The following is a 25,725-nucleotide window of genomic DNA, read 5'->3' as shown; positions in this document are numbered from 1 at the left end:
CATCATCGTCGCTGTCCTGTTAATTTTCACTCAGGCGAACAGCAACTTCCCCGCCGCAATCAGCAGCACGATCCCCAGGGCGTAGCGCAGGCCCCTGACCGGCAGCCAGCGCAGGCCGAGCTGGGTGCCGATCAGCGCGCCCAGCGCGACCGCGCCCAGCCACAGCGGCAGGGCCTGGGGCAGGGTGCCGCTGGCATGCATCAGCCCGGCCAGGCCGGTGAGCGAATTGATCCAGACGAATGCGACCGAAGTGCCGCTGGCCTCGCGCGTGGGCATCCAGTGCGCGAACAGCAGGATCGGGGTCAGGAAGATCGCGCCGCCGGTGCCGGTCAGGCCCGACAACAGGCCGATCGCGGCCCCGATCAGCAGCGCCGCAAGCCACGGAACGGTGCGCCCCGCATCGTGCGCGTCGCTGGCTTCGGCGCGCGAGGCGCTGCGGAACACGCCGATCGCCGCCGCCAGCAGCACCAGGCCCAGCAGCAGCGAGTAGCTCTCCTTCGGCAATCTGATCTGTGCGGCGAAGAACGCGGCCGGTGCGGAGGCGAGTACGAAGGGCAGCACGTTGCGCCAGCGCACATGCCCGCCGCGCCACCAGCGCAGCAGGCCGATGCCGCCAACCAGCAGGTTCAGCGCGAGCGCTGTCGGCCGCACCTGTTCGGGCGCGAAACCGAGCAGCGCCATCGAGGCGATGTAACCGCTGGCGCCGGCATGGCCGACCGAGGAATAGAGCACGGCGACGGCGAAGAACAGCGCGGTCAGCAGCAGTTCGATCTCGCTCATCCCGCAGCCCGGCGTCCGCGATGCGACATCGACGGTTCGGCACGCACGGTTACCGTCATAGCGTGTCCAGCGGCACCTTCAGATAGCGCACGCCATTGTCTTCGGGCTGCGGTAACGCACCGGCGCGGATGTTGACCTGCACCGAAGGGATGATCAGCGCCGGCATCGGCAGGGTCGCGTCGCGCGCCCGGCGCAGGGCCACGAACTCGGCTTCCCCGGTGTCCGCCCGCACGTGGATGTTGCCGCGCTTCTGCGCGCCGATGGTGGTTTCGCAGGCGGGGGCGCGGCCACCCGGGCCGTAGTCGTGGCAGATGAACACCCGGGTTTCGTCGGGCAGTGCGTACAGGCGCTGGATCGAGGCGTACAGCATCGCCGCATCGCCGCCGGGAAAATCGCAGCGCGCGGTGCCGCCGTCGGGCATGAACAGCGAATCGCCGGTGAACAGCGCATCGCCGACCAGATAGGCGCTGCTGTCGCTGGTATGACCCGGCACGGAGAGGACCCGTGCCTGCAGGTCGCCGATGCGGAAGGTTTCTCCGTCCACAAACAGCCGGTCGAACTGCGATCCATCGGCGCGAAACCCGGGGTCGAGGTTGTAGATGGCGCGAAACGTGTCCTGCACCCGCACGATGCCGGCGCCGATCGCGAGCACGGCATCCGGGTAGTGGTTCGATTTCAGCCAGTGCGCGGCGGAAAGATGGTCCGCGTGCGCATGGGTTTCCAGCAGCCAGCGCACCTGCAGGCCGCTGGCGGCCGCGGCGTCGACCAACGCCTGGGCGGAGACGAAAGTGACGCGGCCGGAGGCGCCGTCGTAGTCCAGCACCGGATCGACGATCGCCGCCTCGCGCGTGGCCGGATCCCAGGCCAGATAGCTCCAGGTGCCGGTACCGGCGTGATGGAACGGGGCGACCGTCGGCTTCATCGCGCTGCGTTCGCGGACCCGAGCGTCTCGTTCAGCACGGTGGCGAGCCGGTACGCCGCCTGCCTGACGCGTTGCTCGGCCAGCGGTCGCATCGCGTCGGGATAGGTCTGGTCCATCTTGTGGCCAGGCGGGTACAGGCCGCGCGCGTCGATCAGCCGGCACGACTCGCCGGCCCAGGCCAGCGGCGGCGACAGCGGCTGGTCCGGCAAGGGCGGCCAGGGCAGGGCGTCGAGCTTGTCGGCGTACTGCGGCAGGGTGAGACCGCGCTCGCCGAGGACGTAGTAGTCCCAGACCGCATGCAGGTTGGTACCCATCACCCCGTCGACGTACTTGTCCTTCGCATAGGCTTCGGGCGCAAGGCCGGTGCGCAGGCTGATCTGGTAGCCGTTGCCGCCGGCATCGGTGCGGTTGCCGGCGTGCATCGGCTGGTGCACGTCGCCGACGAAGTGGACGATGAACTTCAGCGCGTCGCGCCGGGCCGCGAGCGGCTGGCTGCCGTCGGCCAGGATGGCGCGCTGGCGTTCGATCGCGGTGACGACGCAACCTTCGCTGCAGTCGCGCGCGACATCGAAACCGCACCCTCCGCCCCTGGCATTGATGTAATGCCATTTCGAGGTCAGCTTGAAGCGCGGCGGATCGCTGTTGCGCAGGTCGTCGGCCCAGGTCGCCACGCCGGCCAGGCTGGGATCGGGCTCGTCGGCCAGCAGCGCCTGCACCTGTGACAGGGCCTGAGGCGTCAGGTGGCGCTGGGCCAGTTCGCCGACCAGACGATGGCCCAGCGCGCTCCACGCGCCCACCGGGCCGGCCAGAAGCAGCAGGATCAAAACGGTCAGCGACAGCAGGCGCACTGGGCGCCGTGAACGCGTCGGCGGGGCCTGGATCGTGCCTGGGATTGCCGGGGTCTGGTCCATGCCGCCACTTTACCGGAGCAGGCCCCCTGCTCCGACTGGAACGGGGGCGATTCACCGCCGGGCGAGCGTCAGAACTGGAACACGTAGGCGACGCCGTAGGCGAGCGGATCGATCTGCACCGTGCCCAGGTCGGCGCCGTCGAGCTCGACGTCCGTGTCGATGTCCATCCAGCGCACATCCACCCGCACCGCGCCGCGTTCGCCAATCGCAAAATCCAGGCCCGCATGGGCGGCCAGGCCCCAGGAATCGTCCAGGGTCAGCCGGGTGCCTTCCAGCGCGCCGCGGGTGTCTTCGCTGAAGAACATCGTGTAGTTGACGCCAGCGCCAACGAACGGCCGCACCCTGCCCGCGTCGAAGTGGTATTGCAGCGACACGGTCGGCGGCAGCTGCTTGGTCGAACCGACCGTGCCGACACCGACGATGGCGATGTCGTGTTCGAACGGCCACGAGGCCAGCACCTCGATGCCCAGGTTGTCGCGGATGAAGTATTCGGCGGTGATGGTCGGCTTGATGTCGTCGTCGACCTCGACCTCGAGGGTGTTGCCGGCGAGCGATCCGTTGTCGGACTTCGGGTTGACCTGGTGGACGCCGACACCGAACGTCCAGTCGCCGGCGGACTGGGCGAGGGCCGGTGTGGCCAGGGTGCCGAGCGCGAGCGCGGCGCAGAGTGGGGGCAGTTGCTTGGACATGAGTGGCCCTCGTGGGCGATGTGAACTGGCGCCAGTGTCCATTTCGCCGGCGTGCCGGATTTGACTAGAGTCAATCCGGCTGTGCGCCGGGCGGAGTAGCGCAGCCGCAGCCCTGAAGCCGCCAAAAACCGCGTAAAATCTGTCTTTTCCCCTGTCCCTCCCCCTCACAGGAACTTCCATGGCGATCAAGGTAGGCATCAACGGCTTCGGCCGCATCGGACGTAACGTGCTGCGCTCGGCAGTGGAGAATTTCGCCGACGACATCGAGATCGTCGCGATCAACGACCTGCTCGAGCCGGACTACCTGGCCTACATGCTGGCCTACGATTCGGTGCACGGCCGCTTCAAGGGCGAGGCGAAGATCGAGGACGGCGCGCTGGTGGTGAACGGCAGGAAGATCCGCCTGACCCAGGAGCGCGACCCGGCCAACCTGAAGTGGGACGAGGTCGGCGCCGAGGTGGTGATCGAGTCCACCGGCCTGTTCCTGGACAAGACCACCGCGCAGAAGCATCTGGATGCCGGCGCCAAGAAGGTGATCCTGTCGGCGCCGTCCAAGGACGACACGCCGATGTTCGTCTACGGGGTCAACGACAAGACCTACAAGGGCGAGGCGATCATTTCCAATGCGTCGTGTACCACCAACTGCCTGGCGCCGCTGGCCAAGGTGCTGCACGACAAGTGGGGCATCAAGCGCGGGCTGATGACCACGGTGCATGCCGCCACGGCCACCCAGAAGACGGTCGATGGACCCAGCAACAAAGACTGGCGCGGTGGGCGCGGCATCCTGGAGAACATCATTCCCTCGTCCACCGGCGCCGCCAAGGCCGTCGGCGTGGTGATCCCGGAGCTCAACAAGAAGCTCACCGGCATGAGCTTCCGCGTGCCGACCAGCGACGTCTCGGTGGTCGACCTCACGGTCGAGCTTGAGAAGCCGGCCAGCTACGACGAGATCAAGGCCGAGATGAAGGCGCAGAGCGAGGGCGCGCTCAAGGGCATCCTCGGCTACACCGAGGACAAGGTGGTGGCCACCGATTTCCGCGGCGACGCGCGGACCTCGATCTTCGACGCCGACGCCGGCATCGCTCTGGATCCCACCTTCGTCAAGCTGGTCAGCTGGTACGACAACGAGTGGGGCTACAGCAACAAGTGCCTGGAAATGGTGCGCGTGGTCGCCGGCAAATAAGTCGCAAGGCCGCGTCCGATCGTCGAAGCCCCGCCAGTGCGGGGCTTCTTCGTTTCCGGTCAGCCGAAGCTGCGCATCAGCGGCCAGGCCTTGGCCCAGTCGATGCGCAGGTTGCGGCAGAGGTAGATGTCGGGATGCCCGCTTTCCTCGTTTTCCACGCCGTGGGGTATACGGACGCGGCCCGCCAGCGTGCAGTCTCCGGGCGTGTCGCTGATGCCTTGGGCATCGTCGCCGAGCACGATCACCGTGGTCGGGGGCGGATCGCCGTAACCGCGGTACCAGTAGCTGTTGATGGCGCTGATCGCGCGTGGCAGGCCCAGCCGCGGTCCGTAGAGGTTGATCGCACCGGCTTCGCCGTAATTGTTGGCGTAGATCGCCGCATGCTTTCGCTCGGCTTCGGGCAATGCGTGGTAGACCTGCGCCACCTGGGCGACGAGTTCCGGCCAGCCCACCTGCTCGGCGAAATTGTCGTGCACGCTGCGGCTGATGCGCCAACCGGCCGAGCCGATGGGCGAGACCGGCAACGCGATCGCGACCGCGGCGGCGAACGCCGCCGGCAACACCACTGCCGCGCCGGCGCTGGCCCAGCGTCGGAAGGCCGGGCGCAATCGCGACATCCCGGCTTCCAGCGCCACCGCGCCGGCCGCCAGCAGCATCGGATATGCGGGCGCCAGGTAGTAGTCGCGCGCACCGGCCAGCCAGAACAGCAGCAGGGGCACGGCGTACAGCCACGCCAGCACGCGACCGCGTATGGCCTGCTTCGCCAGCGCCAGCCAGGCCAGGCCTGCTAGCCACAACGGCACCAGCAGCGGGCCCGCGCCGACCAGCAGCTGGCCGATCAGGAACCCCTCGGTGCGACCAATGCGCATATCGCGCGCATGGATGTGGGCAACGAAATCGAGATAGACGAAATCATGCCGCCACTGCCACCACGCATTCGGCGCGAACACCAGCAACGAGAGCGTCACGCCTCCCCACAGCCACGGGCTGCGCAGATCGCGGCGCAGCGGCGTTGCCAATACCGCGGCGACGATCCCGGCCGCGCAGAACAGCATCGTGTAGCGGGTCATCATGCCCAGGCCGATCACCAGTCCCAGTGCGAGCCACCAGCGCCGGTCGCCACCGGTGGCCAGCTTCAGCAGGAGCCAAGCGGCCAGCACCCACCACAGGTAATCCGGACTGGTGTACTGCAGCATCGAGCCGGCCAGCATCGAGAACGGAACGCATGCGATGACGAACGCCGCCAGGCACTGCGCGGTCCGGTTTCCGCCCAGCTCGCGTGCGATGAGGCCCGCCAGCAGCGTTGCCAGCGCCTGCGCCAGCGCCGACGGGAGCCGATACCCGAACGTCGTCTCGCCGAACAGTTGCATCGACACATGCGCCAGGAATGGCGTCAGCGGCGGATAGGCGACATAGCCCCAGGCCAGCTGTCGGGCGTCGTCCAGCACCGCGAGTTCGTCGCGATGGAATCCATACTGGCCGTTCGTCGCGACATGCAACGCCAGACGCGCGAGCGCAAGCGCGAGCAGCCAGCGCCAGGCGATCCGCGGCAGGGTCGTGATCGGCGCTGAATCGGCTGGCATCGGGCTCCTGGTTCATCGGCGCCGGTGATCCAGGCCAGCCACCAGTTTGCCTGCGTTTCGCGCGCCGCGGACAATGGCGACCCGATCCCCCATCACGAGCCTCCTGATGTCCATCCTCCGCATGACCGACCTCGATCTCGCCGGCAAGCGTGTGCTGATCCGCCAGGATCTCAACGTCCCGGTCGCCGACGGCAAGGTCACCGCCGACCAGCGCATCACCGCTTCGATCCCCACCCTGCGCATGGCGCTCGATGCCGGCGCCGCGGTGATGGTCACCTCGCATCTGGGGCGGCCGAAGGAAGGGCAGTGGAGCGAAGCCGACTCGCTGGCGCCGGTGGCCGCGCGGCTGTCCGAGCTGCTGGGCCGGGAGGTGCCGTTGCTGCGCGACTACTTGGGTGGCGTGGAGATCGCCCCGGGCCAGCTCGTGCTGCTCGAGAACTGCCGCATGAATCCGGGCGAGGGCAAGGACGACGAGACCCTGTCGAAGCAGTACGCGGCCCTGTGCGATGTCTTCGTCATGGATGCCTTCGGCACCGCGCACCGCGCGCAGGCTTCCACCCACGGCGTCATCCGCTTCGCGAAACAGGCCGCCGGCGGCCCGCTGCTGATGGCCGAGCTCGATGCACTGGCCAAGGCGCTCGAGCATCCGGCGCGGCCGCTGCTGGCGATCGTCGCCGGCAGCAAGGTGAGCACCAAGCTCGAGCTGCTGTCCTCTCTGGTCGGCAAGGTCGACCAGCTGATCGTGGGCGGCGGGATCGCCAACACCTTCATCGCCGCCGAGGGCCATGGTGTCGGCAAGTCGCTGGTCGAAGCCGACCTGATCGACACCGCGCGGCAGATCATGGCCGAGGCGAAGGCGCGCGGCGCGGAGATCCCGGTTCCGACCGATGTGGTCGTGGCCCCCGAGTTCAAAGCCGATGCGCCTGCCACCGTGAAGCCGGTGGACGCGGTCGGCGCCGACGACATGATCCTGGACATCGGTCCGGACACCGCGGCGCGCTATGCCGAACTGATCCGCAAGGCCGGCACCGTGGTCTGGAACGGACCGGTCGGGGTGTTCGAGTTCGACGCCTTCGGCAAGGGCACGCAGACCCTGGCCCGTGCGATCGCAGATTCGAGCGCGTTCTCGATCGCCGGCGGCGGCGACACCCTGGCTGCGGTCGCCAAATACGGCATCACCGACGACATTTCCTACATCTCCACGGGCGGCGGCGCGTTTCTGGAATTCCTCGAGGGCAAGACCCTGCCTGCCGTCGCTGCGCTGCAGGCGCGGGCGTCTTGAAGCCTCGGAACTGACGATGGACGGCCGTCGAGCAGGTCGCCGCTGCGTTGCCGCCGTACACGTCGGTGCTGCGCTCCGCAAAACCGTCACATATAACCTGTGCGTAGCACGCCATGACAATCACGCGAAGACAGCTGCCGGCGCTGCGGCTTGTGCTAGCGTGATCGGTGGAGGGAACACACGATGACCGAACACCGACGCCGCACCAAGATCCTCGCTACGCTAGGCCCCGCGACCGATGCGCCCGGGGTGCTCGATGCACTGCTCGCCGCGGGCGTGGACGTGGTGCGGCTCAACTTCTCCCATGGCGATCCGTCCGCCCAGGTGGCGCGCGCGCAGGCGGTGCGGGATGCGGCCGCACGTGCCGGACGCGAGGTCGGCATCCTCGCCGATCTGCCGGGACCGAAGATCCGGATCGAGAAATTCGCCAACGATCGCGTCAAGCTGCGCCAGGGCGAGCGTTTCGACCTGGTCGCCAGCGCGGACGCACCCCTGGGCGACGAGCACCAGGTGGGGGTCAGCTATCTCGGCCTGCCCAACGATCTGAAACCCGGCGATGTGCTGCTGCTCGATGACGGTGTCGTCCAGCTGCAGGTCGAGAGCATCGAAGGCGAGCGCATCGCCACCCGGGTGCTCAACGACAGCGCGCTGTCCAATCGCAAGGGCCTGAACAAGCAGGGCGGCGGACTGTCGCTGGGCGCGCTGACCGAGCACGACGAAACGCTCATCGGCGTGGCCGCGCAGATCGGCGTGGATTTCATCGCCGTGTCGTTCTGCCGCAACGCCCAGGACATGCACGACGCGCGCCGCATCGCGCGCAGCCACGGCAGCGATGCGGCCCTGGTGTCGAAGATCGAGCGGGCCGAGGCGATCGAGAACCTGGTGGAAATCGTCGAGGCCAGCGACGTGGTGATGGTCGCGCGCGGGGATCTGGGCGTGGAGATCGGCGATGCCGAGCTGCCCGGCCTGCAGAAGAAGATCATTCGCGAGTCGCTTGCGCAGAGCAAGGTGGTCATCACCGCCACCCAGATGCTGCAGTCGATGGTCGACAGCCCCATTCCGACCCGTGCCGAGGTGCTGGACGTCGCCAATGCGGTGATCGACGGCACCGATGCGGTGATGCTGTCGCAGGAAACCGCGGCCGGCAATTACCCGGTGCGAGCGGTCGAAGCGATGGCGCGCATCTGCGTGGGCGCCGAGCGCCAGTTCGAATCCGACACCAATTTCGAAAAGGCCGCGCGCGACCTGGAGCGCGCCGACCAGGCCATCGCCATGGCCACCATGTTCCTGACCGAGCACATCGGCGTCGGCGCGATCGTGGCCATGACCGAATCCGGTGGCACCGCCCGCTATCTGTCGCGGTTCCGTTCCAAGGCGCCGATCTACGCGTTCTCCCGCCATGCCGGCGCGCGTCGACGCATGGGCCTGATCCGCGACGTGTTCCCCATGGACTACGACAGCCGCGGCCAAACCCCGGGCGAGGCCGGTCGTGGCAGCATCCGGGTGCTGGTCGAGGCCGGCCTGCTCGGGCCCGGCGAGCGCGTGGTGTTCACCAGCGGCGAACGCATGGAGACCCACGGCGCCACCAACACCCTGCGCCTGCTGCAGGTGGGCGAGGACGGAAGGGCGGAGGGGCTGGGCGAGCTGTAAACCAGCGAGGCGCGCGACATTGTGCTTGTCTCGATGCTCTGTCCGTCGGCCGCGTAAGGCCGTCCTCCGCCGATAAGACCCTTGAAGGCTGCTGCCTTGCATGCGGTTCCGCTGGTGCGGACCTGCGGTTGGGGTGGTCGCTATAATTCGGGTCCCTTTCCGCCGCCCGGACGCCTTCGCCATGAGCATCGAACAACTCGCTGAAACCGCCCGCGCCATGGTCGCGCCGGGCAAGGGCATCATCGCCATCGACGAATCGGCCAGCACCTGCCAGAAGCGTTTCGACGGGGTGGGCATCGAGTCCTCCGAGGAAAACCGCCGCGCCTACCGGGAGCTGCTGCTGACCGCGCCCAACGCCAACCAGTACCTGTCCGGTGCGATCCTGTTCGACGAGACCATCCGCCAGTCGACCAAGGCCGGCGTGCCGTTCGCAAAGTACATGGCCGACAACGGCATGATTCCGGGGATCAAGGTCGACAAGGGCACGCATCCGCTGGCGGGCTTCCCGGGCGAGCTGATCACCGAGGGTCTGGACGGGCTGCGCGATCGCCTGAAGGAGTACTACAAGCTCGGTGCGCGCTTCGCCAAGTGGCGCGCGGTGATCAACATCGGCGAGGACATCCCCTCGGGCACCTGCATCGAAGCCAACAGCCACGCGCTGGCGCGCTATGCCGCGCTGTGCCAGGAGCAGGGCCTGGTGCCGATGGTGGAACCGGAAGTGCTGATGGACGGCGATCACGACATCGAGACCTGCTACGAGGTCACCGAGGTGGTGCTGCGCTCGCTGTTCGATGCGCTGTACAACCAGAACGTGATGCTCGAAGGCACGATCCTGAAAGCCTCGATGGTCGTCCCCGGCAAGGATTGCGCGGAGCAGGCGAGCGTGGAAGAAGTGGCCGAATCCACCCTGATGTGCCTGAAGTCGGCGGTGCCGGCGATCCTGCCGGGCATCGTGTTCCTGTCCGGCGGTCAGAGCGACCATGACGCCACCGCGCATCTGGATGCGATGAACCGCATGGGCCCGAATCCGTGGCCGCTGAGCTTCTCCTATGGCCGTGCGATGCAGCAGGCTGCGCTGAAGCTGTGGGCCCAGGACATGGCCGGCAATTTCGCCAAGGCCCAGCAGACCGTGTACGAGCGTGCCCGCGACAACGGCCTGGCCGCGCTGGGACAGTGGGAAGCCGCCGCCTGAGCGAGGCGCATGCGGCTTGGGAAAGCCATCGAAACGCCGGCCTAGCGCCGGCGTTTTTTTGTATGCGTTTGCGCCTGCCGAGCCGCTTCAAGATTGGCGATGTTGCGCTGCGATACCGCGCGGGAAACTCGTTGCACTGCAACATCCCGCGCCCATCCTGGCTCGCGACGAAAAGCCATTTGGACTCTGTTTTCAAGGACTTTTCTGCGTTTCCGCCACCCGGGGCCGGATACTGCCGGGGGGTATATTGGCAATGGGCGACTGGCGTGCTTAGGCTAGCCCCGGCCGCCATGCGTGCGATGCATGCGCCGACTGTCAGTGCCAGTGCTCGTCAGCTCACAACTTCAGGGAGTGTCTGTCATGCGTTCCAGAGCATCCCGCCTCTTCACCCCGGTTCTGGCCGTTGCGTTCGTGCTTGCGCCGGCAGCATGCAAACGCCAGGAATCGACACCTGCCGCGCAGGCGCCGGCCGACACGTCGGCTGCGCCCGCGACCGCGGTCGATACCGACCAGGAATTCCTCGCCAACGCCGGCAAGCCCGAGAACTGGGGCGGCATCGGTCGCGATTTCGCGCTGACCCGCCATAGCCCGCTGGCCGACATCACCCGCGAGAACGTCAAGGACCTCAAGACGTCGTGGGAGATGAAAAGCGACGCCACGCGCGGCCACGAGGGTCAGCCGCTGGTGATCGACGGCATCATGTACACCGTCAGCGCGTATCCCAACATCGTGCGCGCCATCGATGTCTCGCAGCAGGACCAGGGCAAGGAACTGTGGAAGTACACGCCCCAGCAGGATGAGCGCTCGGTCGCCGTCGCGTGCTGCGACACCGTCAATCGCGGGGGTTCCTACGCCGACGGCAAGTTCGTCTTCAACAGCCTGTCGGGCGACGTGATCGCGCTAGACGCCAAGACCGGCAAGGAAGCGTGGAAGGTGAAATTCGCCGACCCGGCCAAGGGCGAGACCCTGACCATGGCGCCGATCATCGCCAGCGGCAAGGTGATCGCCGGCATCTCCGGCAACGAATTCGGCGTGCGCGGCCGCGTGGCGGCGTTCAACCTGGCCGACGGCAAGACCGTCTGGACCTGTCATGCCACCGGCGCCGACAAGGACATCTGCCTGGGTGCCGACTTCAACAAGGCGCATCCGGAATACGGCCAGCTCGGCGACCTGGGCATCAAGACCTTCCCGGGCGACGAATGGCAGCGCGGCGGCGGCGCGGCCTGGGGCTGGTACAGCTACGACCCGCAACTCAAGCTGGTCTACATCGGCACCGGCAACCCGGGCTTGTGGAGCCCGAGCTATCGCTGCGGTGCGCAGCCGCAGACGCAGGAGGCCTGCAACAACGGCGACTGGGACAACAAGTGGTCGATGACGATCTTCGCCCGCAACGTCGACACCGGCGAGGCCGTCTGGGGCTACCAGATGACGCCGTTCGACCAGTGGGACTACGACGGCATCAACGAGCCGATCCTGGTGGACCTGGACGTGGACGGCAAGAAGGTTCCCTCGCTGGTCACGTTCAACCGCAACGGCTTCGCCTACGTGCTCGATCGCCGCGACGGCACCCTGCTGCGCGCGCATACCTACGGACCGGTGGACTGGGCCGAACGCATCGACATGAAGACCGGCCGTCCGGTCAAGGTGGCGGCGCATTCGCCGCTCGAGGTCGGCAAGATGGTGTCGTCGTCGCCGTCGGCCATGGGCACCAAGGACCAGCAGCCGTGTTCGGTCGATCCGGCCAAGCCCAACGTGTTCTTCTGCGGCACCAACAACTGGTACATGGAGCTGACCCCGCAGGAACGCGGCAAGACCATGCAGGGCATGCCGTACGTGTTCGCCAACGTGATGATGAAGCCGCACAAGCCCGGCGCGCTCGGCATCATCAAGGCCTTCGACGTGATCAGCGGCAAGGAGGTCTGGACGATCGAGGAGAAGTTCCCCACCTGGAGCGGCACCCTGGTCACCGATGGCGGGCTGGTGTTCTACGGCACGCTCGATGGCTGGTTCCGCGCGGTGGACAAGGACAACGGCAAGAAGCTGTGGGAAACCAAGCTGCCCTCCGGGATCATCGGCAACCCGATCACCTACAAGATCGGTTCCGACCAGTACGTGGCCGTCTATTCGGGCATCGGCGGCTGGATCGGCCTGCCGGTGACCGCCGGCCTGGATCCGTCGGATCCCTACGGCGCGCTCGGTGCCGCAGGCCTGGCCTTCAGCAACGACTTCCAGAGCATCCCCACGGGCGGCATGCTGCATGTGTTCCGCCTGGGCGCCAACGGCGTCCCGGCGGCGGCACCGGCGGCGGATGCGCCAGCCGGGCCGGCCACAGGCGCGGCAAAGGCTGCGAAGCGCAGTTGATGTCGTCCAAGCAGATCGCATGGAGCGGCGCCCTGGCGCGTCCGCTCCACGCCACCCCCAGCCTGTCCAAGGGGCGATCCGCCGCACTGTTGCTCGCAATCGCCCTGGCCGCCTGCGCAAAGCAGGAACCAGCACCGGCCGCATCGCAACCCGAAGCTGCTGTCGACGTCAAAGGCGCGACTGGCGCGGCGCTGCGCATCTGCGCCGACCCGGGCAACATGCCGCTGTCCAACCAGGCGGGCGAGGGCTATCAGAACCGGATCGCGCAGCTGCTCGGCAAGTCCATGGGCATGCCGGTGGAATATTACTGGCGCACCTATTACGAACGCGGCCTGGCGCGCGGCACCATCAACAGCGGCAAGTGCCACGTGCTGATGGACATGCCCGAGGATTACGAACAGGGCCTGACCACAAAACCCTATTTCCGCTCCACCTATGTCCTGGTGAGCCCGCGGGACAAGCCGTTGAGACCGGCATCGCTGGACGATGCCGCGCTCCGGCAGGCACGCATCGGCGTGTTCCAGAGCTCGCCCGCGCGCGCGGCGCTGTATGCGCACGGCATCAAGGGCGAAGTGCAGTACCTGTTCTACGATTCGGCGCGCCATCCGGAAGAGCATCCTGCGCGGCTGGTGCAGCAGGTTGCCGCCGGCGAGCTCGATGCGGCCGAATCCTGGGGGCCCGTCGCGGGCTATTACGTCAAGCAGTCGGGACTGACGATGGTGCCGCTGAACCGCCTGACCGATACGGTGCTGGAGTATTCGCTGTCGCTGGCCGTGAATCGCGACAATGTTGCGCTTCGCGACCGCCTCGACGCTGCACTTGCCCGGAACCGCGATGCGATCCGCGCGATCCTGGAAGAATTCAACGTGCCTCTGGTGCAATGCGCCGATTGCGTGGTGTCCGGTTCGCTACCCTCGCACGGGCCGTATCCGGAGCCGCCGCCTTACCGCGATACGCCCGTGTCCGATCCGCGCGAGCTGGCGCTGATGCAGCAGCGCGTGGGTACAGGTGCCTCGCCCGATGAGGAAATGCAGAGCGCGATCAAGGCCAACGATCCCGCGCGGGTGGCGTGGCTGCTGCGCAACGGCGCGCGGCCGGATGCGCTGGACACGCAGGGGCGCACTCCCCTGCAGCAGGCGATCCGCCTGCGCCAGCTCGCCGTCGGTGCTGCCCTGCTCGACGGTGGCGCGCAGCTGGAAGCGCGCGACGGCGACGGCTGGACCGCGCTGATGACTGCGTTATGGGTTGGCGACAGCGAAACCGCGGACTGGCTGCTGACCCGGAAACCGCGCCTCGACGTGCAGTCGAAGGACGGCTGGACCCCGCTCACCGTTGCCATCCGCAACGGCGACGAATCGCTGGTGGCGCGGCTGCTGGATGCAGGCGCGGATCCGCGCGCGGTCAACCCCGCCGGCTTCACTGCCCTGATGTTCGCGGTGGTCGCCGATCTGCCGAAAACCGTCGACCGGCTGATCGTCGAGGGCGTGCCGGTCGACCATGCGAACAAGGCCGGCGTCACTGCGCTGATGCTGGCGGTGGCCGCGCACAAGCCCGAGCTGGTGCGCAAGCTGATTGCTGCCGGTGCGAATCCTGCGCTGCGCGATGCGAAGGGCCAGAGCGCGCTGTCGCTGGCGCAGCAGGCGCGCGATCCCGTCCTGCTCGCGCTGGTGTCGGGAGAAAGCAAGCCCGCGCCATAACGCGCCTGCGACGTTCGATGCGCCAATCATGCTTTCCGTTTTGACTAGTTGTCCCCCGACATTTCCAGGAATGCCCATGCCCACGTCTCCCCAGAATCTTCGATGTCTGCTGCTCGTCGGCCTGTTCGCAACGGCGCTGGGCGCCTGCGGCAAGTCGGAGCCGCAAGCCTCGTCCCCGCCCGATACCACTGCGCGGGAATCTGCGGCGGCGCCCGCCACCGCGCCCGCACCCCCGGCCACCGACCAGGGTCTGACGCCGGGCGAACAGGCGGCCGCGCGCGGCATCGCGCCGGATACGGCGATTCCCGCGCCCACGGGCCCGGCCAAGCCGATCCCGCAGATCGAGCCGATCGAGGCGACGCCGCAACTGGTCGAGGAGGGCAAGAAGCTCTATTTCACCGCCGGCTGCAACGCCTGTCACGGCGGCACCGGTGGCGGCGGGATGTGTCCTTCGCTCATCAATGACATCTGGGTCTACGGCAGCGACGACAGCACCCTGCATACGCTGGTCAAGGAAGGCTCGCAGGCGATGCAGACGACCTACGGGCACGCGCGCGTGGGCAAGGAAAACGTGGTCGGCCTGATGATGCCCTTCGGCCAGGTGCTGACCGACGAGGAGATCAACAAGATCCTGGCCTACGTGCATTCGATCAATCCCACGGCGGGCAAGGTCAAGCCACCCGCGGCCGACGCAGCGGGCGCGCGATGAGGTCGCGTCGGCCCGCCAGCGGAAGGGCGCGCAATGCCCGGGTCTGGCGCGTCATCGCGCTGGCGGCGGGCATTGCTTTGCTGATGGCCTGCAAGCCGCAGGCGCCGGCCGCGGCGCCCGCCACGCACGTGGTGATCGCCTATGTCCCGAACCAGAAGAGCGGCACGATTTCGGTCATCGACACTTCCACCGACCGGGTCGTGCGCACGCTCTCGGGCGGCGATGGACTCGGCAAGCGCCTGCAGCAGATCGCGCTCACTCCTGACCACAAGCAGCTTTACGTAGTGGATGCCGAAGGGCATCGCCTGCTGCTGCTCGACATCGCCAGCGATACCGTGCAGCGCAGCGTCGACATCGGGCAGGGCGCCGAAGGCGTCGGCGTCTCGCCGGACGGCAAGCAGCTGGTGGTCTGCATCGAAGGCCAGAACCAGGTGATGTTCATCGACGCGGCCACGTTCGCACTGGGCGCGCACGTCGACGTGCAGGGCAAGGCGCCCGAGCACTGCGTCTGGACGCCAGACGGCAAGTCGGTGCTGACCAGCAACGAGGCTTCCGACACGATCGACGTGATCGACGTTGCGAGCGCCAGGTCGGTGGCCAGCATCGCCACCAGCGGCCACCCGCGCGGCATCGCCTTCGCCGAAGGTGGCGGCAAGGCCTACGTGGCTCAGGAATCGGCCAACGTGGTCGACGTGATCGACCTTGGCGCGCGCAAGCGCATCGCCAGCATTCCCGCGGCACTGCGCACCGCGGGCGTTGCGATCTCGCCCGACGGCAAACGCGTGTACGCCTCCAACGGCGGTGCCCACAGCGTGACCGCGATCGACGTGGCCAGCGGCAAGGTGGTCGCGGAAATCCCGGTTGGCGAGCGGCCGTGGAATCCCGCGGTCACGCCCGACGGCGCCAAGGTCTACGTGGCCAATGGACGCTCGAACAGCGTCAGCGTCATCGACACCGCCACCCTGCGTAAGGTTGCGGACATCCCCGTCGGTGAAATGCCATGGGGCGTCATTATTCGGTGAGGCGTGTCGTTGAGCACGTAGTCGGTCGTCTGGGCATCGACGCGGGCGCCATCGCGCGGTGCGTGCTACCCGCGTCCCGCCCGAGTGGAAGAAGGCCAAGTGCGCGACGTCGCGTCAGACGCAGCGCGCCAGTTCAAAGTCCGGCGCGCAGGAACCGTTAAATCCCCGATGGCTCATTCGTGCCACCGCCATTCCAGCCCGAGCAACCAGCTGCGTCCGGGTCCGGGTTCGAAGTAGCGACCGTTGCCGTCGTTGACGATCGCCGAGCCCACGTAGTCGCGGTCGGCAAGATTGTCCACGCGCACGAAGGCACGCAGCGCGCCGACCTGTGATTGCCAGCGGTATCCCGCTTCGGCGCCGAACAGCGTGTAACCGGGTGCGCGCGCGGTGCCGAAGTCGTTGACCACCATGTCGCCGCTGTGGCTGGCGTCGACGCCGGCGTTCCAGCCCTGGGCCGGTTGCCAGCGCAACGACAGCGATGCATCGTCGCGCGGCACGCCGGGAATCCGCGCGCCGGATTCGATCGGCGTGTCCGGGCTGGTGCAGCGCGCACTGCAGCCGAGGAAATCCGAGGTGAAGCGCGCATCGATATGACTGTAGGCGAAGGCCAGGCGCCAGTCGTTGGCGAAGCTCCAGTCGACGGCGAGTTCGGCGCCGCGCCGGCGCGAGCTGCCGATGTTCTGGTAGGTGGTGCGTCCACCGCCGCTGGTCGCGACCGCCAGTTCGTCGTCGCTGCGCGTCTCGAACCACGCCAGCTGCGCCTGCAGCCCGCCGCGTCGCCACTTGGCGCCCAGTTCGGTGTTGTCGCTGGTCGCCGGCTGCAGGTCGAACGCCAGGCCGCTGCCGCCATCGGCGCGATAGGCGACCTCGGTGATGGTCGGCGTCTCGAACCCACGCCCATAGCTCGCATACAGGTGCAGCGCTTCGCTGGCGCGGAACATCAGCCCGGCGACCGGCGTGGTCTCGGAGAATTCGACGCGGCCGCTGTCGTCGGGATTGCCCGGTGCGATGTAGTCGTCGTCCACGTCCATCCGCACCTTGCTGTGGCGTGCGCCGGCGAGCAGGCGCCAGCGTTCGGCGAGGTCCCAGTCCAGCTGCGCGTACTGGTCGAAGCTGCGCACGTCGATGCCCTCGTCGCGACGCGGGCGTCCGATCACGCCGAGCGTCGTGCCGACGAAATTCTCGAACCCGCGCCGCCGCTGATCGAGCCGGTCGGCGGCCAGGCCGGCGCTGAATTCCAGCGGCCGTCCGCCCAGTTTCATCCGTCGCGCCCAGCGCAGGTCGGTACCGCCGAAGCCGGTGTCCAGGTCGACCACGCCACCGGCATGGCGCGGTGCCTCCTGTGGGGCCAGCGGTATCGACAGGAACTGGGTGATCGCGCGCGTGCCGCCGTAGCCCATGATCCGCAGCGCATCGCGATCCGACATCGGCAGGTCCAGAATCGCGCCGCCGACCGCCTGGCTGGTGCGCTTGCGGGTATTGAACTCGCTCGCCGGGGACGCGGTCTGGTGCGGATCTTCCTGGAACTGCTCCCAGGTCAGACCCAGCGGGTCCTGGGTATCGGGTTGCCGCAGCACGTTGCCGAGCAGGGTGAGCTTGCCGCCGTTGCCCAGTTCGATGCCGACCTTTGCATTGAGGGAGTCGCGGCGCGCGCGGCTGTGCGCGCGATAGCCGTCGGTCTGGAAGTGGCTGTAGTCGAGGTTGGCGTCGAAGCCGTCGCTGGCGCCGCGGAAGTTGACCCCGCCGCGCAGCGTGCCGTCGCTGCCGCCTACCGCGCCCACCCGCCACTCCGACGGCTGCACGCCATCGGCGGTGAACAGCTGGATCACGCCGCCCGACGCGTTGCCGTAAAGCGCCGAGAACGGACCGCGCAGCACCTCGATGCGGGCCGCCGAATCCAAGTTGAAGTGCGAGACCTGGCCTTGTCCGTCCGGCTGGGTCGCGGGGATGCCGTCGGTGTACAGGCGCACGCCGCGGATGCCGAAGGTCGAGCGTGCGCCGAACCCGCGGATCGCGATCTGCGTGTCCTGGGCGTAGTTGTGCCGGTCGCGGGCCACCACGCCGGGTACGCCGTCGAGCAGTTCGGCCGGGCTTGCGCCCAGGCGCAGCGCATCGTCCACGTCCACCGAGTCGATCGAGGCCGGAACCTCGAACGGATCGGCTTCGCTGCGGGTCGCCGTGACCACCACCGCATCGAGCAGCGGCGCCTCGCCCTCGACGCGTGGGGCTTCCTGCGCAGCCGCAGGATTCGCAGCCAGCAATGCGGGCACGCACAGCAGCGTCAGGACAGCCAACTGGCGCGACGGTGCGGACATGCGCGACTCCTGGGCGGGGTAGGGCGATGATAGCCCGCACATCCATGTGGGTGCCCACGTCCCGGCTTCTCCTGTGGGAGCGAGCTTGCTCGCGACTGCGTTTGACTTAGGCGCGAAAGGCAATCGCGGCCAAGGCCGCTCCCACATAATGTCAACTCCCAGCAGCTGAGCGTCTATGGCAGGAACAGTCTTGCTGCGAATGCGCGCGCGAATGTCGGACCGTAATCGCGGGCAAGCCCACTCCCACACGAGTGCGCGTTAACGACAGCGCCTGGTCAGGCGGCGAGCTCGCGCTGGTAGCGATCGGCCATGGTCGCGTCAAAGCAGCAGAAGATCAGCTGCAGCGGTCGCGGCCCGGCCCAATGCCGCGCTTCGTGCACCGCGACCGCGACCGCGGCCGCGGGTGGATACCCGTAGATGCCGCAGCTGATCGCAGGGAAGGCGATCGAGACGATGCCGCAGTCTCCGGCCAGCCGCAGGCTGTTGCGATAGCAGGCCGCCAGTTGCCGCGGCTCGCCGTCGCCACCGCCCCGCCAGACCGGGCCGACGGTGTGGATCACGTGCCGCGCGCTTAGCGCGAAGCCGGCGGTGATGCGCGCCTCGCCGGTCGGGCAGCGCACCCCGGATGCGGTTTCGGGCAGCGCGCGGCAGGCCGCCAGCAGTCCCGGTCCCGCCGCGCGGTGGATCGCGCCGTCCACGCCACCGCCGCCGAGCAGGGTGGCGTTGGCGGCATTGACGATGGCATCCACTTCGAGCGTGGTGATGTCGGCGATCTGCACCTGGATCCGCATGGCGCGAGCATGGCGCCAGGGAGGTTGGGGCCGCGTGCACAGCGTCGGCGTATGCTGCAGGCTTCTCCGCGTTTACGGAGCCGCACATGACGTCCGCAAACCCGCTCCCTGGCCAGGTGGTTGCCGCGCTGATGCGCGGCGACCGTATCCAGGCCGTGCGGCTGCTGCGCGAAGTCGGCGGGCAAGGGTTGAAGGAGACCCTTGCGGCGGTGGAGGCCTGGTCCGCGCAACAAACCGGAGGAGGTCCGAAAGCCGACCTGCACGCGATGCGCGCGGCCCTGCACAAGGGCAAGGTGATCGACACGCTCAGGCAATTGCGCGAAGCCAATCCCGCGATGGATCTCCGGCCCGCGAAGGCGGCCGTCGACGCGATGCGCCACGGCGCAGCGGCGCAGACTGCGGCCGATGCCGTGCGTCACCGCTCGGTATCGGCTACGGCAACGCGCCCGCCCACCGTTACCGAGGGCGATCATGGCGGTTACGCGATCGTGCTGCTCGCACTCGCAGCGGCGCTCGCGGCGCTGGTGTGGTGGTTCGTGTCGGCTTGAGCGCCCGCTTTCAACGCCCTGGCGCCGCTGGCTAAGGCAGGCCAGCCAGCCAGTCGTCGTCGGAGCCTTCGTTGACGCCTTCGAACAGCGGCGTGGAGAAGTAGCGTTCGCCGGTATCGGGCAGCATCGCGAGGATCACGTCGCCGTCCCGCGCCTGCGCCGCCACCCGCAAGGCGGCCGCCACCGTCGCGCCGGCGGAGATGCCGACGAAGATCCCTTCCTCCGCCGCCAGCCGCTTCGACGTGGCGATGGCGTCGGCATCCTCGATCGACAACACCTGCGCGGCGGCGTCGCGGTTGAGCACGGCCGGCACGAAATCCGGCGTCCAGCCCTGGATCTTGTGCGGCGACCAGTCCTTGCCCTGCAGCAGCGGTGCGGCGGCGGGCTCGCAGGTGGTCACTTTCACTTCCGGCCGCGCGACCTTGAGCACTTCGCCCACCCCGGTGAGCGTACCGCCGGTGCCCCAGCCGGTGACGAAATGATCGAGCCGTTGCCCGGCGAAGTCGCGCAGGATCTCCGCCGCGGTGGTCTGACGGTGGTAGGCGGGGTTGGCCGGATTCTCGAACTGACGCGCGAGGAACCAGCCGTGCTGCTTCGCCAGCTCCTCGGCCCTGCGCACCATGCCGCTGCCGCGCTCGGCGGCAGGGGTGAGGATCACCTTGGCGCCATAGGCGCGCATCAGCTTGCGGCGTTCGATCGAGAAGGTCTCGGCCATGGTCGCCACGAACTTGTAACCGCGCGCGGCGCAGACCATCGCCAATGCGACACCGGTATTGCCGGAAGTCGCTTCCACCACCGTGTCGCCGGGCTTGAGCAGGCCCTTGGATTCGGCATCGAGGATGATCGCCAGCGCCAGCCGGTCCTTGACCGAGCCGCCGGGATTGAAGGATTCGACCTTCGCGTACATCGTCACGCCCGGCGGGGCGATGCGATTCAGGCGGACCACGGGCGTGCGGCCGATGGTGTCGAGGATGCTGTCGTAGATGGCCATGGTCGGCTCCGTTGGGGGACGGACATTCAGACGCGTTGCAGCGCCGTTACAGGCCAGAGTGCCGCGTAACGCGCGCGCGCGCCAGCGGTTGACCGCAATGCCGCGTTCCACGGGCAGGTCGGATGGCATACGTCCCGTCCACGGGCGGCCGCTAGAATCCCGGGATTCACTCACGCCGTGCGCTGCACATGCCCGTTTTCCGAGTCCGCCGCACGTTGCTCCTGCCCGTTGCGGCCGCGGCCCTGCTGTCCCTGGGCGCCTGTGGCGACCGCGCTGCCGGCGCGCAAGAACAGCGCGCGGACCGCGATCGCCCGATTCCGGTCGTAGTGGAAACCGTGCGCGAGCAGCCGTGGATCGACAGCCTGCGCGCGCTGGGCACCGTGCAGGCCCGTGAATCGGTCACGCTCACGGCCAAGGTGAGCGAAACCGTGCAGCAGGTGCATTTCGAGAGCGGCCAGGAAGTCAGGCGCGGCGCGCCGCTGATCACCCTCAGCGGCCAGCAGCAATTCGCGGCGCTCGCTTCGGCCGAGGCTGCGGCCAAGGAAGCCGAGCAGCTGTATCAGCGCCAGAGCCAGCTGGCCCGGCAGCAGCTGATCGCGCGCGCCTCCCTGGATACCCAGCGCGCCATGCGCGATGCAGCGCGCGCGCAGGTGGCGGAGATCCGCGCCAATCTGTCCGATCGGGTGATCCGCGCGCCGTTCGGTGGCGTACTCGGCATCCGCCAGGTCAGCCCCGGCGCGCTGGTGACGCCGGGCACGGTGATCGCCACGCTCGACGACGTATCGCGCGTATACGTGGACTTTCCGGTACCGGAAACCGAGCTGGCAGGGGTCGCGCCCGGACAGGCGTTGGCCGGACGCAGCGGCACCTATGGCGAGCGCGAGTTCGACGGCACGGTGAACACCGTCTCCGCGCGCCTGGACGCCGGCTCGCGCGCCGCCATCGTGCGCGGTGATTTCGCCAACCCCGATCACGCGCTCAAGCCGGGCATGCTGGTCGAGGTGCGTCTGGCCCGCGGCCAGCGACCGGCGCTGGTGGTGCCCGAGATCGCCGTCCAGCAGCTCGGCAGCGAGACCTTCGTCTGGCGGGTCAAGGCCGACAGCACCGTCGAGAAGGCGGACGTCGTAGTGGGCGGGCGCATTCCCGGCAAGGTGATGCTGCGCGAAGGAGTGAAGGCGGGCGACCGCATCGTGACCGAAGGCGTGGGCAAACTGCAGGCCGGCGCAAAGATCGCGGCAGGTGCGCCGGCCGCTGCCGCCGCGAATGGACTCCAGACCGCGACACGGCCCGCCGGCAGCGCGGCGCGGTAGGGCGCGCGGATGAAGCTGTCGGACCTGTCGATCAAGCGGCCCGTGCTGGCCGTGGTGATGAGCCTGCTGCTGATCGTGCTGGGCATCATGTCGTTTCTGCGCCTGACCCTGCGCGAGTTGCCGGCGATCGATCCGCCGATCGTGTCGGTGCAGGTCGATTACCCCGGCGCGTCGGCGAGCGTGGTTGAGACCCGGATCACGCAGACGCTGGAGGACGCGCTTTCGGGCATCGAGGGCATCAACACCATCGACTCCAGCAGCCAGAACGGCAGCTCCCGGATCAGCATCGAATTCCTGGCTTCGCGCGATATCGAAGGCGCCGCCAACGACGTGCGCAACGCGGTCAGCCGGGTCGCCGACCGGATGCCGGAAGAAGCCGATCCGCCCGAGATCAGCAAGGTCGAGAGCGATTCGGACCCGATCATCTGGTTCAACCTGCGCTCCTCGACCATGGACACGCTGCAGCTGTCCGACTACGCCCAGCGCTACCTGGTCGACCGGTTCTCCAGCCTGCAGGGCGTGGCCCAGGTCCGCGTGGGCGGCAGCCAGCGCTACGCGATGCGGATCTGGCTCGACGGCGATGCGATGGCGGCGCGCGGGCTGACCAATGCCGATGTCGAACAGGCCCTGCGCGCGGAAAACGTGGAACTGGGCGCCGGCCGGATCGAGTCCGCCGACCGCGACTTCATCCTGCGCGTGGCCCGCGACTACGCCAGCGCCGAGCAGTTCGCGCAGATGCCCGTCGCCAAGGGCGCGGACGGCTACATCGTCAGGCTCGGCGACGTGGCGCGGGTGGCGCTGGAATCGTCCGAACGCCGCGCCTACTACCGCAGCAACGGCGAGCCGGCGATCGGCATCGGCATCGTCAAGACCTCCACCGCCAACAGCCTGGAGGTGGCGGAGGAAGCGAAGGCGGAAGCCGAGCGTATCGGGTCGAGCCTGCCCGAGGGCACCGGCATCTACGTCGCCTTCGACACCACCACCTTCATTTCCGCCTCGGTCGAGCGCGTCTACGAGACGCTGATCGAGGCGATCGTCCTGGTCCTGATCGTGATCTGGCTGTTCCTGGGCAGCGTGCGTGCGGCGCTGATCCCGGCGGTGACGGTGCCCGTGTGCCTGATCGCATCGTTCATCGCGCTCTACGCCTTCGGTTTCTCGATCAACCTGCTGACCCTGCTGGCGCTGGTGCTGTGCATCGGCCTGGTGGTGGACGATGCGATCGTGGTGGTGGAGAACATCCAGCGCCGGGTCGACCTGGGCGAGCCGCCGCTGGTTGCCGCGCGCCGCGGCACCGCGCAGGTGGCGTTCGCGGTGCTGGCGACCACCGCAGTGCTGATCGCGGTGTTCCTGCCGGTGGGATTCCTGCAGGGCAACACCGGGCGCCTGTTCCGCGAGCTGTCTGTCGCGCTGGCGGCGGCGGTGGCGATCTCCGCGTTCGTGGCGCTGACCCTGACCCCGATGATGGCGTCGAAGCTGTTGCACCCGCATACCGGCCCGCACGCGGTCAAGGAGAACCGCGCCAGCGCCTGGTTGAATGCGCGCTTCATGCGCGTGGCCACCGGCTATCGCGGCGTGCTCGACCGCAACGTGCACCGCACCTGGCTGTTCGGCGGATTGATGATCGCTGCGCTGGTGGCATTGGTGCTGTTGTTCCGGATGCTGCCCAGCGAGCTGGCGCCGGCCGAGGACCGGGGCTCGTTCCAGCTGTCGATGGAAGGCCCCGAGGGCGCCGGCTTTGATTACACCGTCCGGCAGATGCAGCAGGTCGAGAAGATCCTGGCCGGCGAAGTCGGCGAGGACAAGCCGATCGTGCGCGCCAACCCGCGCGTGCCCGGGAGCTTCGGCGTCAGCGAGGAAATGCATACCGGCCGCGCTAGCATCTTCCTTGCCGATTGGGACAAGCGTGAGCAGAGCACGGCTGAAGTCGCCGCGGAACTGGAGAAGAAGTTCGCCGGCCTGACCGGCGTGCGCGTGCGCACCCAGGTCGGCGGTGGTCTGGTGCGCACCCGCGGCCAGCCGTTCCAGATGGTGTTGGGTGGGCCCGATTACGCCGAACTGGCGCAGTGGCGCGACATCATGCTGGCGAGGATGGAGGCCAACCCCGGGTTCGTGGGCCCGGACTCCGACTACAAGGAAACCCGGCCGCAGATGCGGGTGGTGATCGACAAGGCGCGCGCCGCCGACCTGCGCGTGTCGGCGACCGCGATCGGCACCGCGCTGGAAACCATGATGGGCGGGCGCCGGGTGACCACCTTCGTCGACAACGGCGAGGAATACGACGTGATGCTGCAGGCCGAACGCAGTGGCCGCGCGTCGGTTGCCGACCTGGACGCGCTGCAGGTCCGGGCCGGCAGCGCCAGTACCAGCACCGGTGCCGGCGCCACCGCGGGCACCACCGGCACCGCATCCGGAACGACGCGGGCCCTGGTGCCGCTGTCGAACCTGGTCACGCTGCGTGAGATCGCCGAGCCGGGCACCTACAACCGCTTCAACCGGCTGCGTTCGATCACCCTGAGTGCGCGCCTGGCCGAAGGCTATCCGCTGGGCGAGGCGGTCGCATGGGCGCAGGAAACCGCGCGCACCAATCTGCCCGACTACGCCCAGATCAGCTGGAAGGGCGAGTCGCGCGAGCTGCAGCAGTCCGGGAGCGAGGTGCTGATCACCTTCGCGCTGGCGCTGCTGATCGTGTACCTGGCGCTCGCGGCGCAGTTCGAGAGCTTCCTGCATCCGCTGGTGATCATGCTGACCGTACCGCTGGGCGTGCTCGGTGCGCTGATCGGCCTGGCGGTCACCGGCGGCACGATGAACCTGTTTTCGCAGATCGGCATCGTGATGCTGGTGGGCCTGGCGGCGAAGAACGGCATCCTGATCGTGGAATTCGCCAATCAGCTGCGCGATGAAGGCCGCAGCATCCACGAGGCGATCATCGAATCGTGCGCGGTGCGCCTGCGTCCGATCCTGATGACCTCGATCGCGACCATCATGGGCGCGCTGCCGCTGGTGATCTTCGGCGGTCCGGGTTCGGCCAGCCGCGCCACCATCGGCATCGTGGTGGTCTTCGGCGTGGCGTTTTCCACCCTGCTGTCGTTGTTCGTGGTACCGGCCTTCTACGCGTTGCTGGCGAAGTACACGCACTCGCCCGAGGCGCTGGCGCACGAGCTGGAGCAGCTGGAACAGCGCACGCCACCGGTTTCGGGCCATGCCTGACCCCGCGGACGAGCGCTTCGCCGCGGAGCTGCGCGGCAGCGGGTTTAGATTGCGCCGCTGGCGCAGCGACGACCTGGAAGCGCTGCTGCGCCACGCCGACGACGCCGAGGTCGAACGCGGCCTGAGCGACCGGTTTCCTCATCCCTACACGCGTGCCGACGGCGAGGCGTTTCTGGCCGGCAGGGTGGTCGACCTGCGCAATCCCGTGTTCGCGATCGAGGTCCACGGCGAGGCCTGTGGCGGGATCGGCGTGCGCCCGCTCGAGGGCGAGCGCCGCATCGGCGCCGAACTCGGCTACTGGATCGGGCGGCGCCACTGGGGTCACGGACTCATGACCCGGGTCGTTGGGATGTTCGCGCCATGGGCGATGGAAGAGCTGGCCCTGGAACGGCTGCAAGCGACCGTGCTCGACTCCAACCCCGCATCGGCGCGGGTGCTGGAGAAGAACGGCTTCGTGGAAGAAGGTCTGCTGCGCCGCGCGGTGACCAAGCATGGCCACGTGCACGACTTGCGGATGTTCGCCATGGTCCGCCAACGGCTGTCCTGACGGAGCCCTGCCGGGACTGCGGGCGGCACACTGTC

The 25,725-nt window shown here is 68.2% G+C and carries 20 protein-coding genes; 12 read left to right on the top strand and 8 right to left on the bottom strand.

Annotation, left to right across the window (positions count from 1 at the left end):
• Positions 1 to 30: 30 nt before the first annotated feature.
• The 4 genes from MC380_RS16420 to MC380_RS16405 all read right to left on the bottom strand — a co-directional run bounded on the left by MC380_RS16420 (position 31) and on the right by MC380_RS16405 (position 3,302).
• Complete coding sequence (locus MC380_RS16420) at positions 31 to 780, bottom strand: sulfite exporter TauE/SafE family protein (protein ID WP_242101357.1); 750 nt, start codon at positions 778 to 780, stop codon at positions 31 to 33.
• A gap of 55 nt (positions 781 to 835) precedes the next feature.
• Entirely contained in the window at positions 836 to 1,702 is an 867-nt protein-coding gene (locus MC380_RS16415) for an MBL fold metallo-hydrolase (RefSeq protein ID WP_242101356.1), read from the bottom strand.
• Positions 1,699 to 2,613 (bottom strand): S1/P1 nuclease, encoded by a 915-nt coding sequence (locus tag MC380_RS16410; protein ID WP_242166010.1) that lies wholly within the window; start codon positions 2,611 to 2,613, stop codon positions 1,699 to 1,701. Before MC380_RS16410 ends, MC380_RS16415 begins: the two co-directional genes overlap by 4 nt.
• Before the next feature lie 68 nt (positions 2,614 to 2,681).
• Positions 2,682 to 3,302 carry an OmpW family outer membrane protein gene (locus MC380_RS16405; RefSeq protein WP_242166008.1) on the bottom strand — a complete coding sequence of 207 codons (621 nt, stop codon included), beginning with the start codon at positions 3,300 to 3,302 and terminating at the stop codon, positions 2,682 to 2,684.
• 178 nt (positions 3,303 to 3,480) lie between these two features.
• Between MC380_RS16405 and gap the strand changes: the two genes are divergently transcribed.
• The gene (gap, locus tag MC380_RS16400) at positions 3,481 to 4,485 is read left to right on the top strand and encodes a type I glyceraldehyde-3-phosphate dehydrogenase (RefSeq protein WP_242101353.1); all 1,005 of its coding nucleotides are present in this window, start codon (positions 3,481 to 3,483) and stop codon (positions 4,483 to 4,485) included.
• Positions 4,486 to 4,544: 59 nt separating this feature from the next.
• Here gap and MC380_RS16395 read toward each other — a convergent pair whose 3' ends face one another.
• Positions 4,545 to 6,068, bottom strand: coding sequence for a glycosyltransferase family 39 protein (locus MC380_RS16395; RefSeq protein ID WP_242166006.1), 1,524 nt, complete (start codon positions 6,066 to 6,068; stop codon positions 4,545 to 4,547).
• Positions 6,069 to 6,174: 106 nt separating this feature from the next.
• Here MC380_RS16395 and MC380_RS16390 point away from each other — a divergent pair, with 106 nt between their 5' ends.
• The 7 genes from MC380_RS16390 (at position 6,175) to MC380_RS16360 (ending at position 15,981) form a co-directional block, all read left to right on the top strand.
• Positions 6,175 to 7,350 (top strand): phosphoglycerate kinase, encoded by a 1,176-nt coding sequence (locus MC380_RS16390; RefSeq protein WP_242166004.1) that lies wholly within the window; start codon positions 6,175 to 6,177, stop codon positions 7,348 to 7,350.
• Between the two features lie 183 nt (positions 7,351 to 7,533).
• Positions 7,534 to 9,000, top strand: coding sequence for a pyruvate kinase (gene pyk / locus MC380_RS16385; RefSeq protein WP_242166003.1), 1,467 nt, complete (start codon positions 7,534 to 7,536; stop codon positions 8,998 to 9,000).
• 181 nt (positions 9,001 to 9,181) lie between these two features.
• Positions 9,182 to 10,192 carry a class I fructose-bisphosphate aldolase gene (locus MC380_RS16380; protein ID WP_242101347.1) on the top strand — a complete coding sequence of 337 codons (1,011 nt, stop codon included), beginning with the start codon at positions 9,182 to 9,184 and terminating at the stop codon, positions 10,190 to 10,192.
• 360 nt (positions 10,193 to 10,552) lie between these two features.
• Positions 10,553 to 12,553: a methanol/ethanol family PQQ-dependent dehydrogenase gene (locus MC380_RS16375; protein ID WP_242166001.1), complete on the top strand. Its 2,001-nt coding sequence runs from the start codon at positions 10,553 to 10,555 to the stop codon at positions 12,551 to 12,553.
• The gene (locus MC380_RS16370) at positions 12,553 to 14,250 is read left to right on the top strand and encodes a quinoprotein dehydrogenase-associated putative ABC transporter substrate-binding protein (protein ID WP_242165998.1); all 1,698 of its coding nucleotides are present in this window, start codon (positions 12,553 to 12,555) and stop codon (positions 14,248 to 14,250) included. The genes MC380_RS16375 and MC380_RS16370 overlap by 1 nt, the downstream gene beginning before the upstream one ends.
• Positions 14,251 to 14,326: 76 nt before the next feature.
• Positions 14,327 to 14,959, top strand: a complete 633-nt coding sequence (locus tag MC380_RS16365) for a cytochrome c (RefSeq protein ID WP_242165993.1) — start codon at positions 14,327 to 14,329, stop codon at positions 14,957 to 14,959.
• 83 nt (positions 14,960 to 15,042) lie between these two features.
• Positions 15,043 to 15,981 (top strand): beta-propeller fold lactonase family protein, encoded by a 939-nt coding sequence (locus MC380_RS16360; RefSeq protein ID WP_242166090.1) that lies wholly within the window; start codon positions 15,043 to 15,045, stop codon positions 15,979 to 15,981.
• Between the two features lie 173 nt (positions 15,982 to 16,154).
• Here the strand turns inward: MC380_RS16360 and MC380_RS16355 are convergent, their stop codons facing one another.
• A complete protein-coding gene (locus tag MC380_RS16355; RefSeq protein WP_242165991.1) occupies positions 16,155 to 18,296 on the bottom strand; it encodes a TonB-dependent receptor in 2,142 nt (713 codons plus the stop codon).
• Positions 18,297 to 18,571: 275 nt separating this feature from the next.
• Positions 18,572 to 19,087, bottom strand: a complete 516-nt coding sequence (locus MC380_RS16350) for an O-acetyl-ADP-ribose deacetylase (protein WP_242165989.1) — start codon at positions 19,085 to 19,087, stop codon at positions 18,572 to 18,574.
• Positions 19,088 to 19,173: 86 nt separating this feature from the next.
• Between MC380_RS16350 and MC380_RS16345 the strand changes: the two genes are divergently transcribed.
• Positions 19,174 to 19,635, top strand: coding sequence for a hypothetical protein (locus MC380_RS16345; protein ID WP_242101340.1), 462 nt, complete (start codon positions 19,174 to 19,176; stop codon positions 19,633 to 19,635).
• A gap of 31 nt (positions 19,636 to 19,666) precedes the next feature.
• On the opposite strand, the gene cysK is transcribed toward MC380_RS16345, so the two are convergent.
• The gene (gene cysK, locus MC380_RS16340; RefSeq protein ID WP_242101339.1) at positions 19,667 to 20,626 is read right to left on the bottom strand and encodes a cysteine synthase A; all 960 of its coding nucleotides are present in this window, start codon (positions 20,624 to 20,626) and stop codon (positions 19,667 to 19,669) included.
• Positions 20,627 to 20,841: 215 nt separating this feature from the next.
• Here cysK and MC380_RS16335 point away from each other — a divergent pair, with 215 nt between their 5' ends.
• Genes MC380_RS16335 through MC380_RS16325 form a run of 3 tightly spaced genes read left to right on the top strand, consistent with a single transcriptional unit; the run spans position 20,842 to position 25,690 of the window.
• Positions 20,842 to 21,936: an efflux RND transporter periplasmic adaptor subunit gene (locus MC380_RS16335; protein WP_242165987.1), complete on the top strand. Its 1,095-nt coding sequence runs from the start codon at positions 20,842 to 20,844 to the stop codon at positions 21,934 to 21,936.
• A gap of 9 nt (positions 21,937 to 21,945) precedes the next feature.
• Complete coding sequence (locus MC380_RS16330) at positions 21,946 to 25,143, top strand: efflux RND transporter permease subunit (protein ID WP_242165985.1); 3,198 nt, start codon at positions 21,946 to 21,948, stop codon at positions 25,141 to 25,143.
• Positions 25,136 to 25,690: a GNAT family N-acetyltransferase gene (locus MC380_RS16325; RefSeq protein WP_242101336.1), complete on the top strand. Its 555-nt coding sequence runs from the start codon at positions 25,136 to 25,138 to the stop codon at positions 25,688 to 25,690. The genes MC380_RS16330 and MC380_RS16325 overlap by 8 nt, the downstream gene beginning before the upstream one ends.
• Positions 25,691 to 25,725 lie beyond the last annotated feature (35 nt).

The sequence above is a fragment of the Lysobacter sp. M15 genome, from assembly GCF_022662515.1.
Taxonomy (GTDB): Bacteria; Pseudomonadota; Gammaproteobacteria; order Xanthomonadales; family Xanthomonadaceae; genus JAKPBU01.
This window is presented reverse-complemented; position numbering and strand designations above follow the sequence as displayed.

Excerpts from the sequence above, each read along its gene's own strand:
- MC380_RS16420 (WP_242101357.1), bottom strand. The coding sequence starts at position 780 with ATGAGCGAGATCGAACTGCTGCTGACCGCGCTGTTCTTCGCCGTCGCC.
- MC380_RS16415 (WP_242101356.1), bottom strand. The coding sequence starts at position 1,702 with ATGAAGCCGACGGTCGCCCCGTTCCATCACGCCGGTACCGGCACCTGG.
- MC380_RS16410 (WP_242166010.1), bottom strand. The coding sequence starts at position 2,613 with ATGGACCAGACCCCGGCAATCCCAGGCACGATCCAGGCCCCGCCGACG.
- MC380_RS16405 (WP_242166008.1), bottom strand. The coding sequence starts at position 3,302 with ATGTCCAAGCAACTGCCCCCACTCTGCGCCGCGCTCGCGCTCGGCACC.
- gap (WP_242101353.1), top strand. The coding sequence starts at position 3,481 with ATGGCGATCAAGGTAGGCATCAACGGCTTCGGCCGCATCGGACGTAAC.
- MC380_RS16395 (WP_242166006.1), bottom strand. The coding sequence starts at position 6,068 with ATGCCAGCCGATTCAGCGCCGATCACGACCCTGCCGCGGATCGCCTGG.
- MC380_RS16390 (WP_242166004.1), top strand. The coding sequence starts at position 6,175 with ATGTCCATCCTCCGCATGACCGACCTCGATCTCGCCGGCAAGCGTGTG.
- pyk (WP_242166003.1), top strand. The coding sequence starts at position 7,534 with ATGACCGAACACCGACGCCGCACCAAGATCCTCGCTACGCTAGGCCCC.
- MC380_RS16380 (WP_242101347.1), top strand. The coding sequence starts at position 9,182 with ATGAGCATCGAACAACTCGCTGAAACCGCCCGCGCCATGGTCGCGCCG.
- MC380_RS16375 (WP_242166001.1), top strand. The coding sequence starts at position 10,553 with ATGCGTTCCAGAGCATCCCGCCTCTTCACCCCGGTTCTGGCCGTTGCG.
- MC380_RS16370 (WP_242165998.1), top strand. The coding sequence starts at position 12,553 with ATGTCGTCCAAGCAGATCGCATGGAGCGGCGCCCTGGCGCGTCCGCTC.
- MC380_RS16365 (WP_242165993.1), top strand. The coding sequence starts at position 14,327 with ATGCCCACGTCTCCCCAGAATCTTCGATGTCTGCTGCTCGTCGGCCTG.
- MC380_RS16360 (WP_242166090.1), top strand. The coding sequence starts at position 15,043 with ATGGCCTGCAAGCCGCAGGCGCCGGCCGCGGCGCCCGCCACGCACGTG.
- MC380_RS16355 (WP_242165991.1), bottom strand. The coding sequence starts at position 18,296 with ATGTCCGCACCGTCGCGCCAGTTGGCTGTCCTGACGCTGCTGTGCGTG.
- MC380_RS16350 (WP_242165989.1), bottom strand. The coding sequence starts at position 19,087 with ATGCGGATCCAGGTGCAGATCGCCGACATCACCACGCTCGAAGTGGAT.
- MC380_RS16345 (WP_242101340.1), top strand. The coding sequence starts at position 19,174 with ATGACGTCCGCAAACCCGCTCCCTGGCCAGGTGGTTGCCGCGCTGATG.
- cysK (WP_242101339.1), bottom strand. The coding sequence starts at position 20,626 with ATGGCCATCTACGACAGCATCCTCGACACCATCGGCCGCACGCCCGTG.
- MC380_RS16330 (WP_242165985.1), top strand. The coding sequence starts at position 21,946 with ATGAAGCTGTCGGACCTGTCGATCAAGCGGCCCGTGCTGGCCGTGGTG.
- MC380_RS16325 (WP_242101336.1), top strand. The coding sequence starts at position 25,136 with ATGCCTGACCCCGCGGACGAGCGCTTCGCCGCGGAGCTGCGCGGCAGC.